Annotated in this window: 5 protein-coding genes; 1 reads left to right on the forward strand and 4 read right to left on the reverse strand. The window is 42.3% G+C overall.

Annotated elements, in window-relative coordinates; genetic code table 11:
* Positions 1-5,089, reverse strand: a 5,089-nt coding sequence (locus HYU69_17260) for a PKD domain-containing protein (GenBank protein MBI2272091.1), incomplete at its 3' end; no start/stop codon positions are given.
* 193 nt (positions 5,090-5,282) lie between these two features.
* On the opposite strand from HYU69_17260, the gene HYU69_17265 reads away from it, so the two are divergent.
* Positions 5,283-6,809, forward strand: coding sequence for a hypothetical protein (locus HYU69_17265; protein ID MBI2272092.1), 1,527 nt, complete (start codon positions 5,283-5,285; stop codon positions 6,807-6,809).
* 106 nt (positions 6,810-6,915) lie between these two features.
* Here the strand turns inward: HYU69_17265 and HYU69_17270 are convergent, their stop codons facing one another.
* The 3 genes from HYU69_17270 to HYU69_17280 all read right to left on the reverse strand — a co-directional run.
* Entirely contained in the window at positions 6,916-10,884 is a 3,969-nt protein-coding gene (locus HYU69_17270; protein ID MBI2272093.1) for a PKD domain-containing protein, read from the reverse strand.
* Between the two features lie 87 nt (positions 10,885-10,971).
* On the reverse strand, positions 10,972-13,830 hold the full coding sequence (locus HYU69_17275) for an SBBP repeat-containing protein (protein MBI2272094.1): 2,859 nt from the start codon (positions 13,828-13,830) through the stop codon (positions 10,972-10,974).
* 46 nt (positions 13,831-13,876) lie between these two features.
* A partial coding sequence (locus HYU69_17280; GenBank protein MBI2272095.1) for a hypothetical protein occupies positions 13,877-14,460 on the reverse strand: 584 nt, incomplete at its 5' end.

Consider the following 14,460-nt stretch of genomic DNA (forward strand, 5'->3'; position numbering starts at 1 on the left):
TAACGGTAGTGCCGCTGACATTAATGGGCGAGCCAATGTTCCAGCTATAGGTACCCGTAGTACCGGTGTTGGTAAAAGTCACACCCGAACCCACGCAAGCCGATGGATTAGAAAAAGTAGCCGAAGCGGCACTCGTACCCGCAATGCTGAACGTTTTGGTGGTCACACAGCCATTGCCCTCGGTAACACTCACTGTATAATTCCCGGCCGCGAGCCCCGAAACAGTAGCACTGGTAGCCCCGTTACTCCAGGTAAATGAATAAGGAGAAGTGCCGCTGCTGACCGATACCGATGCCGATCCGCTCACCGAGCAGCTGATATTAGTACTGGAAGTAGAAAAATTAGCCGGAGCATTGATCATGATAACCGCAGTAGCGGTGCATGCATTCGCATCCGTAACAGTTATGGTATACGAAGTTCCCGGAGCCAGTCCCGACACAGTCTGCCCCGTAGCCCCGTTACTCCAGTTGTAAGTCAATACCCCTGCGCCGCCCGTAGCGGTTACAACAGCAGTACCATTACAGGCCGCGGCCGACAAAGAACTGGTAACAGTAATAGGGCCGGGCTGAGTGATGGACACAATAGAAATAGACGTACAGGCCCCCTCGGTGATACTCACAGTATACGTGCCCTGGCTAAGGCCAACCTGAGTTAAAGTAGTACCAGTCGTAACCCCGCTGCTGCCATTACTCCACTTATAAGTATACGGGCCGGAACCATTGCTGATAGTAACCGAAGCGCTGCCGTTATTCCCCCCGTTACAGGTCACATTAGCGATCACATTGGCTTGAGCGGACAATACACAGCCACAACTATTCACCTGCACAGTAACCACATCCGTTTTAGTGCAACCGCTAAGTCCGGTAACAGTAACAGTATAAGTAGTAGTAGTTGCAGGAGCAGCGATGGGGTTAGAAATAGAAGCATTATTCAACCCGGCGGCAGGTGACCAGGAAAACTGCGGAACCCCTTTGCAATAAGTAAATCTTGTAGAAGGATGCGATAAGGTCGACCCCCCGACAGCGGCGATGGTACATCCCGACTCAGCATTAGTAGCGTTAGAAGCATAAGCCACCGACCCGAACCCCGAAGAAAATCCGGCCACCACATCAGCAGCCGAAACGGTGGAATTATCCCAGCAAATTTCAACAATGATGTTGGAGGTGCCATCCCAGTTATAGGGCGTAGTAAGTGTATGTGTGTTCCATCCTAAGGCAGAAGAATAATTAACAGGCCCCATAACAGTGGTCAAACCGGTAATCCATGAAAAGCCAAGAGTAGTGGCAGAGGTACAACCCATTTTAATGGTGTACCCTGAATACGGTTGGGTACTGTTTTTGGTTGTTACATAAAATGCGATAGATTTTAATTTTCCGGCCGTAATACCGGCAGTTTTCAGATCAGCCGCGCGGTACAGCAATTGCATACGGTAATCCGTGGCAGTTCCGGCATATGGAGAAGTACCGCTTGGAGCAGTGGTGCCAAGTGTACCTGTAACATCCGCGCCCGAGCATGGAAAGGTCGGATTGCCGTTGCTGATCCTTACTATATAATCGGTTGTAATAGTCGGTGACGCAACAGGGTTTACAATATTAGGATTGCTTAATCCTGTAGTTGGTGTCCATGTGAATGTTGTACCAACCGTAGCATTTAAATTAGTTCCCTGTCCTCTGCATATAACAGCATCAGGCCCAGCGCTTCCGGTTTGAGGCGGGATAACCGTTATGTTAACCATGTCATAAGCAAAGCAAGCTCCATTCGAAACCTTAACTTCATATTTGAATGTGACAGTTGGCGAAGCAGTTGGGTTTGCAACATTCGGATTATTTAAAAATAATGGTGGGCTCCAATGATAGGTTGTTCCTCCGCTTGCGGTGAGCTGAATGCTACCGCCCAAACAAATAGTTTGGTCTGGTCCGGCATTTGCCACTGGCATTGTGTTGCGGGTTACAACCACCTGGTCAGTAGCGCTACAGCTTCCTGAAGAAACGGTAACGGTATAAGTTGTTGTGGTCCCGGGTGCAGCTTTCGGATTTGCAATATTCGGGTTGCTGAGGCCGGTAGAAGGACTCCACAAATATGTGTTTCCTCCACTTGCATTTAACTGCACACTGTCGCCCTGGCAAAAATTAACATCAGGTCCTGCGTTGGCGGTAACACTGCTTACAACTATTACCTTCACAGTATCGGTAACATTACAGGTTGCTCCGCCAACAGTTACTACATATTTTGTTGTTGTAACGGGTGTTGCGATTGGGTTAGCAATATTCGGGTTATTGAGTCCGCTAGAAGGAGTCCATGTGTATGAAGTTCCACCGCTTGCGTTCAGCTGAACATTATCTCCTGAACAAATGATCACATCGGGGCCTGCATAAGCTGAACCGGGTGAAGGAATAAATATTTTTTTTGTGATCGTGTCTTTGGGACAACCGACAATTAACCTGACGTTATAATAGCCGGGAGCGTTGTAGGTGTGAGAAGGGTTTTGTTGTGTTGATGTGGTTCCATCGCCAAAATCCCATAGCCATCCGATCGGTGACCAGGAAGATTGCCAGACACAACTTCCGTTAGAAGCATCTGTAAAATTCACCTGGTTGCAGGTGCCGGTAGAATAGTTAAAATCTGTTTTTATATCAGATGCACTCATTGTAAAAATAAAAGGGCAATCACCGCCTGTGTTTCCATTTCTACTGAATGCGCCAGGTGTAGTGGGCAGGTCGGTTGAATGTGAAGTGAAGCCGACCCCGATCCTGTTGTCGTTTGCAATTCCAATGGAAGCAATGTAATAGTCCAACCCATTTCCTCCAAAAAAGCTGGAATACAATAAAACGGAACCGGTATAACTCAGTTTGAAAACAACTATATCCCAGCCGCCCCCGCTGTACGTTTTATCATAGGCGCATGACGTAGTTGGAAAATCTGTTGAACTTGAGAATCCCGCTGCAAATACCTCATCACATGAATTAATTACAAGTGTTGGTCCTTCGCCCCAACTGGTAGTCGGAAATAGTTCATTTCCATTCCCACCAATATATGTGGAGTAAATTAAGGTAGTTCCTGTTGAATTTAACTTTGATACAAAAAAGTCTGCCAGTCCTCCATTAAAGCTCGCATCATATGCATTAAGAGTCGGGAACCCCCCATTGGTACATCCAATAACAAAAGCTTCACCTGCACCATTAATTACGAGGTCTGTACCATCTTCCGATCCTGTCCCGCCAAGGAATGTAGAATAGACTAAAGCATTTCCTGCGGAATTGAATTTTGTTACGAAGGCATCCACGGTTCCGCCAAAGGTGATATCATAAGAGCCTGCGATAGTTGGGAAGCTGTTCGTTGATGTTGAGCCTGTCACATACACTTCCCCCGCGTTATTAATTTTTGCGCTGTTTGCATATTGGTCCCCTGCATTTCCAAGATAAGTAGAGTACAAAACAGTTCCTGCTGCGTTAAATTTAACAACATAGCCATCAACTCCCCCTCCGAAAGCTGCATCATACGCATTAACTGTAGGAAAATTCCCTTTTGTTGAACCCGAAACTACAACTTCATTGGCACTATTAAATCCGATACCCAATCCCTGGTCATCTGTGTTTCCTCCTAAATAGGTTGAATAAAGTAAAGTAGTGCCTGCCGAATTTAGTTTTGTATAAAATCCATCATAAACGAATGTTCCTCCGCCGTATGTGACATCAAATGCGCCGGGAGTAGTAGGAAAATTAGCCCCGCCTGCTGTATTGTTGCCATTCGTGTTTCCGGTTAAAAATACTTCCTGTGCATTATTGACTGTAATATCATTTCCTACATCATACCCGCTTCCTCCTATATAGGTGCAGTAAATTAAATTAGATCCCGTTGGGTCAAACTTGGCAATCCATGCATCACCGCCTGTGTTACTGAATGTTCCGTTGTAACTTGTATCATAAGCCCCAGCAGTTACGGGTAAAAAATCAGCATAATGACCTGTGGCATACATGTTTCCTGCGGGATCCATATCGAAGCCAAAAAGATAATCATTGCCGCTAACAAATGCTCCCAATACAAATGTCGCGACATCTAATATTACAGGATCAATGATCAATTGTTGATCCGGGTCATAATTCCCATGGATCTTAAATCCGAACGTTAGGTTATCAATCAGATTGTAACGGATATCGACTTCAGTTTTAACTCCATTGATCATTTGATATGAACTTGGGGCTCTGTCTTCCAAAACGCCCCATGCGGTTTCAATTTTCAGGTTGCCATTTTCAGATATTTTTAATGATCGAATCCCGGAGAAAGAAAGTTGAATGTTGTCCACATCACCCTTATGGTCAATTACAAAATCATACTTCAATTTTTTATCCGACCTGTAGTATCTTAAGTCAACCTTGTCATATAAATTTTTGTAAGTGAGTATTTCGTAGTCAGGTGCGTTAAGTGTATGTTTGCTGAAATCATCTCCGACCAGGTAATTTGTTTTGCTTTCATGCATTTGCTCCGATATGATCTGAACATCATTGTTCATTCCTTTAAAACCCATGCTCCATACCAGGTATTCAATTGAGCCCGGCCCAAATTTGGCTAAAGAATGTTTCTCTGGTTGCTTATTTTCCGCTTCCCTGTTAATAATAAACTTCATCCCGTCTTTAAGAAAGTGTACTGCACCGAAATCTGACTGTCCGCGATACAGCAAATCCTTGTTCCATTGTCCCATGTTTTTCCTGAACCCGACCGACCTGTTTGCCAGGGATTCTTTGATCCGTTCCTTTTGTGATTGCGATAATTCTGTTTTTACATGTTCTGCCAGGTTCAGGTCGGTATTAAAACCAACAGCTGGATTTTTACTTTTCGATAAATTATCAGAGTCGGTTGTCGGAGGTATTGAAAAAGACGGATCTGAAAAGGTATGATCTCTTTGTGCATAATAAAACATATTACTTCCGGAGACTTTCGTATTTGTACCAGAAGATTGTGCTTTGGTATTTCCGAAAGAGACAAATAAAACAGAGCCCAATAATACATTGATCAAATAAGATATTTTTGCAGGTAAAATGGTAGAGTGGAAGCGAAGGAAGTTAATATTTTTTGCAACAAATTTCTTCATAAATTGTTTATTTAACCGCTTTGTATTTAAAAGGAATAATCTTGAACAACTTAAGTGAAACTCATTTAATTTACCTAATTTAACTATAATATGAGCACGTGTCAAATCAAATTTAGTTAATAGATACTACACCGAAAATGAGTGTTTGTAAATATTCCCGCCAAATTCTATATTGGTTAAAATAAGTTTGTCAATGAAGACGCATTCAGATGAATTGTTCCGGCTTATAAAATCTCTTGATACGCAGGAGAAAGTTTTTTTTAAAGCATTTGGCAGCCGGAAAAAGACTGGTAATGAAAGGCTTAGTTATTTAAAGTTATTTGATATTTTGGATGGGCTTAAAGAATTTGACGAAGATATGCTTCTGAATAAGCTCAAAAAAAAGGGATTTACACATCATGTAAGTAAGGCCAAAAATTACCTCACCAAGGCTATTTTAAAAAGTCTTGCCGAGTATCATTCCGATACTGCAATACACTTTCAAATTCAAAACCTGGTATACCAGGCTGAGTTGCTGTATGCCAAGCGACTCAATAAAATAGCGAATAAGCTGATTGCGAAAGCTGAAAAACTTGCACTTAAGCATGAGCAGTTCAATTATCTTTTGGTCGCTTCCTCTTTGAAAGTCCGTAATATAAGACAAACAACAAATTTCGCAGAGTTGAGGCATTATGCAGGTAAGGGAATTTCCCGGGTCCGGCATTATTTCGATTGTCTCAAAAATACGTTTGACTATGAAAACATTGTTGTGCAACTTGAATCTTTCGATGATATTTATGGTGGTAAAGTAAAGAACAAAAAATTAAGGGAGATATTTAATTCCCGTTTGCTTTCATCTCCTGAGAAAGCGCTTACTTATTCTTCACTTCGCTATTATTATCATATTCATTTTCTAAGGTATCGGCTGATGGATTCATGGGGTAAAGAGGCATATCTACAGCAAAAGGAATGGGTAGATTACCTGGAAAGCGAAAAGGATAATTTAAAATTACGTTCCGAGAATTACATTGCCGGTCTTGGTCGTTTAATTGCAACCTGCAACCATTCAAACCTTGATAAAGAGGGGGAACAGGCATTCCTGAAGGCAAAAATATTTTTCGAAAGTCTACCATCCAAGATCAAAACAAGAGGTGTGAAATCCCTATTCATTAGTTTGACATCTAATTACATGTCGGGCCAGATAAGGTTATATAGGCCGCAAAAGGCAATCGCATCATGGGAAAGTGTCAGACACTTAGTTTCTTTTGAGTTGATAGGAGATGGTTTGAAGGTGGTACTATTAGGGAACCTGTTTTTTGCCAGTTATTTATTACGGGAGTACAAAGGAGCGATGCACTACCTGAATAGAATAATCAATTTCAATAAGCCGAACAGGATAGACGGGCAGGCTATGGCGCGGATATTTATCTTAATAATTAATTATGAGACCGGTAATCTCGAAGCACTTAAACGTCTTTCCAGATCATCACAGCGGTGGTTGTTAAAAAATAAATTTTTAGGAAAATTTGAAAAAAGATTGATCCGGTTTTTCCAAAGTGAAGTTTTTATATGCTCCGGAAAGAATAAAAATAATGGTTTAAATAAATTACGTAATGATCTGCTTGCAATAAGCAAGCATGCGGGAACACATTTGCTGTCAGATTTTGATACCACTGCATGGATAGAAAGTCTGATTCAGAATAGGCCATTAATAGATCTGCTAAAGGAAAGGGTTAAATAGTCGGCCAAATAATAATACCGATGCTATATATAATTTAGTCCATTTAAAAACTGTATTCTCCTTTCGATCAGCATTATACCATTGAACTTCTATTTATGGTATAAGATCAGGGAGCTGTCAGATTAATATTTATACTGCAGCCATTTTTGTCAGTAATATTTATATTGTAAGCCCCGGGGCAAAGTTGACTTTTGTATCTGTTCACATAACCATCCGGCCAGGAGTAGGAGTAGGGGCTGCTTCCGCCTGTTGCATTTACCATTAACCATTCCTTGCAACCACACCCTGTACAATTGGAAGTGCCCTTTGTAAATTGTCCTGACAATGGCAGCGGAGAGGTTATTGTAGTAGTTGATATTGAACTACAGCCTTTATTATCAGTTACGGTAACTGTATAAGTTCCTGCCGACAAACCTGAAACCTGGAACCCTGTACCCGGAACCCCGCCACTCCAGTTATACGTATAAGGTGCGCTGCCGCCACTTCCTGCCGCGGCTGCAGAGCCTGTCGAAGCACCGCTGCAATTTATATTGGTTGGAGTGATCAATACAGTTACAGCAGGATGAACTGTCACTATTGCCGTTGAAGTGGATGAGTTTCCTACGATGTCTCTTATTGTTACAGTGTATGTGGTTGTTGATATTGGACAAGGATTTATATTTTGAGTGGTAGAGCCATTGCTCCAGGAATAGGTGTATGGACTCGTGCCGTTTGCTCCACTGGAAGTTACAGCTGCGCAGGCTCCGGGGCAGACTGAGCTTCCGGTAGCAGTAACTGTAGGACCGGTGCAATTGCTCACGGTTACAGTAGCGGTTTTACTGTCGGAACAGCCTGCGTTAGTAGTATTATGGGTAACAGTATAAGTTCCGGTTGATAAAAAGGTGTAAGAAAAATTCATAGTGGTTCCGCTTACGGCCGGGCTTGTCGGAGTAATTGACCAATAGTATGTACCCGCTGAGCCGGTATGTACAAAGTTTACCACACCACCAACGCAAGCCGGTGTGGAAGTGAATGTAGCTGATGCAGGATTGGAGCTTGTTATAGTGAACGCGTTCGTTTTAGTACATCCCTTTCCATCTGTAACAGTCACGGTATAATTTCCGGCTGGTATATTTTGAATGGATGATGTTGTCGCACCGTTACTCCAGTTATATGTATATGGTACACTCCCGCTATTGACAGTAATGCCGGCGCTGCCCGTAACTGTGCAGGTAATGTTTGTGCTGGAAGGAGTTGTAATTAAGGGTGGACGGATAATTACTGAAGCCGGAGCAGAGGCGCTATTACCTGATGCATCGGTTATTGTCACTAAATAATTTGTATTTGTTGCCGGGCAAACATTTATTGTTTGGGTAGTGGCACCGGTACTCCAGTTGTAAGTGTATGGGGCGGTTCCATTTGCTCCGTTCGCGGTAATATTAGTGCAACTATTCGGACAGATCGTTGAACTTGTAGCTGCAGCCGTAATTACACAGGAAGAATTAACAACAACGGTCTGTGTCAGACTATCTTTTTTGCAAGCAGTAGTGAGTACTAACTTAACCGGGTAATTGCCGGGAGTAGAGTAAGTAACCGTAGGTTTTATGGCTGTAGAGCTTGCTGGACTAGCACCTGAGAACGTCCATTGAAATTTATAGCCTGAAGTGTCGCATACATTGCTCACGGAAGGAGTAAATGTAATTGGCGTATTGTTACAAACGCTGTTTGGAACAGCGGTGAAGTTTAGATCTGATACTCCTTCGCATATGTTTATACACAACTGTGCAATGTAAGCCTCGTTGAATTCAACAAAACCTGATTCTGGTCCACCAAAAGCTGTTTGAAAAGCCCCCGGTGTTACAGGGAAGGATCCTTCTGTGCAACCAACAATGTGTAAGTTGTTTCCATATATAGCTAAACTTCCTCCACCTGTAGAAGCCGAATTGTCAAATGCTGCTTCATCATGTTTTGATCCTCCGTAATAGGTGATGCATAGCTGCTTCCCGTTTGGATCATATCTGGCTATATATGCGTCTTCGTGTCCGGCAAATACGGGCTGGTATGCACAAACGCTGATTGGGTAATTTCCGGAATCAGCATCTTCAAATTCTCCCGAAATATATATTTTATTTGTAGCATCCACATCAAGCCCATTTACTAATTCCCAGCGGTTGCCTCCAAAGTAAGTGCCCCATTGGCGAACACCGGCACTATTGAACTTAGCGAGAAAACCATCGTTAGTTCCGGCGGTGATGGCTCCGCCTCCGTTTACCGGCTGATATGAACCGGCAGAGGCAATGCTATTATTTGAGCCTGTAATGCCTCCGATTATTACATTACCCAGGCCATCTGTAGCGATCACAGTTCCATAATCTGATCCCGATCCTCCATAATACGTACCCCATACCTGGCCTCCTGCCGGATTTAATTTAAAGATAAATGCATCCGTTGCACCGCCATATCCCGGTTGATGAATGGTTGCAGGGAAATTAGTGGAAGTTGTGTAACCTCCAATATAAATACTTGAAGTAAGTGTGTTGTATGCAATACCACCACATGTTTCATCGCCGGAACCTCCGACATAAGTTCCCCAGATGAGACTTCCGTTAGAAGCGAATTTTGCAACAAACACGTCACTTGCGCCATTAAGCGCGAATTGAAAAGTTCCTGCTGTTGAAATGTTGGAAGCTGATGTGGTTGGTCCATATAAATAAACATTGTTTCCATCTGTAACAACATCATTGCCATAGGAAGCGCTACTTCCATAAAATGTTGACCATACTCTTTGGCCCAGCAGAGGATCGAATTTTACAAGGGCGCCGCCAACTCCGGTTGGCTGCTGCACAACGTTGCCCGCAGTTGCACCCATAGGCAAGGTTGCCGGAGCGTTTGATACGGCCACTAAAATATTTCCTGCCGCATCACCGGAAATGCCCCAACCGGCGGCCTGTGTGCCGGTCCCGCCGTAATAGGTTCCCCAAATCCGGGCGCCGGTACTGGTCATTTTAACTGCAAATACATTTCTTCCGGCGGGGGCTACAGTTTGAAAGGCTCCGGGAGAGGTCGGAAGATTACTTGATCTTGCTTGTCCGCTAAATGCTATGTTGCCAAAAGGATCGGTTGTTACTGAAAAGCCAAGTTCTCCATAATTGCCGCTATAGTATGAGGCCCATGGGTCAATCACTAAGGGGAATGAAGAATTATAATCTGAAAATGAAAAACGAACAAGCCCCTCTCCGGCTCTCCCTCCTTCGGCTTCGCTCAGGACAGGCTGGGAGAGGGTTAATTTGTATTCGACTCTTACATCAACAATTTGCCCATTTATATTTTGATATACTTTTGGCAGTTGTTCAGTTATTTCACCCACTGAATTTTTAATTTTTAATTCTCCATTCTTAATTGTTAAAGCATCTGCCCCGCTATACCTGAGTTGTATCTGGTTAGGGTCGCCTCCCGGATTTACTATAATATCATATTTTAATCCATTTGTCTTTTCCCCATAGTATTTAACATCAATGTTGTCATAGATATTTTTTACGGTTACTTCATTAAATGACCGTACACCGGTAATGCCTTGCGGGCAATGTTCGAAATAGTAATTTGTAACGCCTTCAACCTGATTAGCGGTAATTATATCAGGATTTGGATTTCCGTTTACAAAGTCAATATCCGTTCTGTGTAGTTTGATAAGCGCCTTTTCTTCCAGTTCTTGTTTTAATTTTTTTGCTTCTTGTGTTGTAATGCTTCCGGATTTTTCTTTTTCTTCCAGCGACTCTTTTATTTCATGCATCACTTTTGCTTCATTGCTTAATACATAACTTACGCCTGTTTTTCTGATATATATATCAGCTCCTCCGCCTTCTCCTTTGTATAAAATATCGGGTCTTAAACCTTTATTCATATCTATTATCTGACCTTTGTTCTGTGTAAACATCATGCCGGATCCCCTTAGTGTGGTTGAATAGTTGCCTGCGCTGGACGAAGCCGAAGCGCCGCGAGGTAAGGTAAATGTTTCTTGTTCAGTATTTCTTTTCTGAATATCAACTGGGGCAATATTATGCTGAGCCTGGATCAAATAAATGAATAGGTTAAGCATTAAAAGGATTAATGTCTTTTTTATGCTGAACAGTTGGTTTGTATGGGCTTGCGTCACGTTTTTTTTAATTTAAGTTAAAAATAATAATTAAGGGGCCGTAAGACTAATATTCATACTGCACCCGTTTTTGTCCGTTATATTTATAGAATATGTTCCCGGACAAAGTTGATTTTTATATCTGTTGGAATAGCCATCCGGCCATGAGTAGGAGTAGGGGCTTGTTCCACCAATGGCATTTACCATTACCCATTCTTTGCAGCCGCAACTTGCACAGCTGGCAGTGCCTTTTGTAATCTGTCCTGTCAGGGTACAGCTTACACATGTTGTACCGGTAATAGCAAATATTGCCGTTTGTGTTTGATTGCAGCTGCCGGTTGCAGTCACAGTATATGTACCGGTACAAAGACCAGTTATGGTATTACTATTGCTTGTTGTATTTAATGTTGAACTGCCATTGCTCCATGTATAATTATAGCTTGGTTCTCCGCAGGTTATATTTATAGTTGCACTTCCATTGCAAGGGCTGCAAGAAGTATTGTTTGTCTGATTCTGGGCATATACAACAGAAGGAATAAACTTCGCAATATAGCCATCGTCGCTTCCGTTAGCTGTATTATCATAAAATGCTCCTCCGCCCGGATTTAAAAAAGGATGATTAATTATTCCCCAGGATTCGCCCGAACTATAAAGGTTGCCGGAACTGTCTATGGCCAATGCTCCCCGTACATCACTATCATTTCCACCAAAATAAGTAGCCCATTGAAGTGCACCTAAAGCATTAAATTTGACAATAAAAAGATCTCCACCGTAGGAACCTCCATTATAGCTGTTGTCGAAATAGTCAAGGTTGCACGAGTTTTTTACTGTTACATCCGTAGAACTAGTCTGGAAGCTTACATAAATATTATTACAAGGATCGACAACAATATTATCGGAAGTAAGAAAAGCAGAGGTGTTTTCTCCCGCACTTCCTCCATAGTAAGTTGCCCAAAGCAATACTCCTGCATTACTGAATTTCAGTAGGAAGATATCGGAGCCTCCACCTAATGTATTATCAAAATAAGCGCCGGCCAGATTCAAAAGAGGGAAGGTGGCTGCAGAAGAGGATGTGAACCCTATAACAAATATATTTCCTAAAAGATCAGTGCATATTGAAAACCCTAAACGCCAGGCGCCTCCTTCATTACCACTTCCCCCATAGTATGTAGCCCAAATCTGTATTCCTGCATTACTGAATTTGAGAATAAAGGCATCTTTTGTGAAGGCTCCACCCCCGTTTGCCGGCTGGAAGTATGTGCCGCCAAAAGGATTCATTATTGGAAAGTTGGTAGAGTATGTACTCCCTGTAACAAATATATTGTTTAATGCGTCGGTACATATTGAGACACCTTCATCATTGCCTGTTCCACCGTAATAAGTGGCCCAGAGTTGAATACCTGTATTGCTGAATTTTAGAATAAAGGCATCGTCTCCGCCGGCTTTAGCTGCCTGAAAATAGGTTCCTCCAAGCGGATTTAAAACAGGGAAATTGACAGAACTGGTCCAGCCGGTAATAAATATATTTCCTGCAAGGTCAGTGCAAATGGAATTACCATCTTCAGCGCCCGTTCCACCATAATAAGTGGCCCAAAGTCGCACTCCCGAATTACTAAATTTCAAAACAAATGCATCTCCCGGGTAAAACCCGCCGGCATTCGTTGCCTGGAAATAAGTTCCGCCGAGTGCATTGAACACAGGGAAGTTGGTGGAGTTCGTAGCGCCTGTTACAAATACATTTCCGGTGAGATCGGTACAAATAAAATTTCCTCCCTCGCTTACAGTACCTCCGTAATATGTGGCCCAAAGTAATACTCCGGTATTGCTAAATTTCAGGATAACCACATCTCCCTGTCCGCCTCCATAAGTTCCCTGGAAATATGCTCCGCCAAGCGGATTTAATACAGGAATATTAGAAGCAGGAGGATTCAGATACCCTGTAATAAATATATTTCCAAAGATATCACAATCTATACTCATTAAACCATCAAGGCCATTGCTTCCATATAGGGTTGACCACGTAAGTTGCGGATCAATGATGAGGTCTGCTTCTTCAGAACCATTCAGGTCATTTAAAAAATGGAATTGTATGAATGTATCGTAACCACCCTGGTCATTCCTGAAGTTTAATTTTTTTATAAATTGAGTCAATATGACTTCATCCTGGGATTCTCCGTGTGGGCTATTTTTTTTACGGAGATAACTTACAGGAGCATTTTCGGTAAGTGTGCCTAAGTTTGTTTTTATTTCTATATTTCCATTGCTGTTAAGTTTTAAAGGTAAGAGCGAAGAATAAACCAGTTCTATTTGTTTAGGATCTGCTCCCGGATGAACAATGAAATCATATTTGAATCCCTTGTTATCAGAATTATACAGAACCCAGTCAATTCCCGGGTAAATTTCTTCTATGGTTATTTTTTCATAACTGCGGACATCAGTAATACCATCGGGACAATGAGCCAAAAAATATTGTGAAAATCCGGTACTCATACCTTCATTGAAAATATTTTCTTTTTTGATAGTCGCTCCTTTTAAGGACATGTCAATTCTTGTCCATTCCGTTTTTATTTCTTCCTGTTCCGGTTGTTCTGTTCTTTGTGAAAATTTATTGCCCGCATATTTATGATCATTTTTTTCTTTCTCATGTGTTTTAATGAACATATATGTTAGCCCCTTGTCAGTAACAAACATATTTAGGCCGGGGGTTTCTGTTTTAAAGAAAACAAATGGCAATGGTTTGCCGCTGGCGTCAGTTATCTGTCCTTTGTTTTCAAGGAATCTTACGGGCTGCTCACACAGCCATTGTTGCACGCTGGTTTTTAATTGGGGATCAACAGGTTTGTTACTATAAGCAATAGTTGCTAATAGTAATTGATAAATAAGTAACGTGCTGATGTGTTTTTGCTTCATAGGTTCATTTGTAAACTATTTCGAAACAATGGTAAAAATTATATCATCAGGGAGCTGTCAGATTAATCTTCACACTACACCCATTTTTGTCAGTAATATTTATATTGTATGCTCCCGGGCAAAGTTGACTTTTGTATCTATTCACATAACCATCCGGCCAGGAGTAGGAGTAGGGGCTTGTGCCTCCCGTAGCATTTACCATTAACCATTCTTTGCAGCCGCACCCTGTACAATTAGCAGTGCCCTTTGTAAATTGTCCTGCTAATGGGGGAGGAGAGGTTATTGTCGCCGTTGAGTTTACTGTACAACCTTTGTTATCGGTTACGGTAACTGTATAAGTTCCCGCCGTTAAACCCGAAGCCGCAGAACCTGAAACTCCGTTACTCCAGTTATACGTATAAGGTGCGCTGCCGCCACTTCCTGCCGCGGCTGCAGAGCCTGTCGAAGCACCGCTGCAATTTATATTGGTTGGAGTGATCAATACAGTTACCGCAGGATGGACTGTCACCACTGCCGTTGAAGTGGATGTGCTTCCTCCGCTATCTCTTATTGTAACTGTATATGTGCTTGTTGATACCGGACAAGGATTTATATTTTGAGTGGTAGAACCATTGCTCCAGGAATAGGTAT

The sequence above is a fragment of the Bacteroidota bacterium genome (assembly GCA_016183775.1).
Taxonomy (GTDB): domain Bacteria; phylum Bacteroidota; class Bacteroidia; order JABDFU01; family JABDFU01; genus JABDFU01.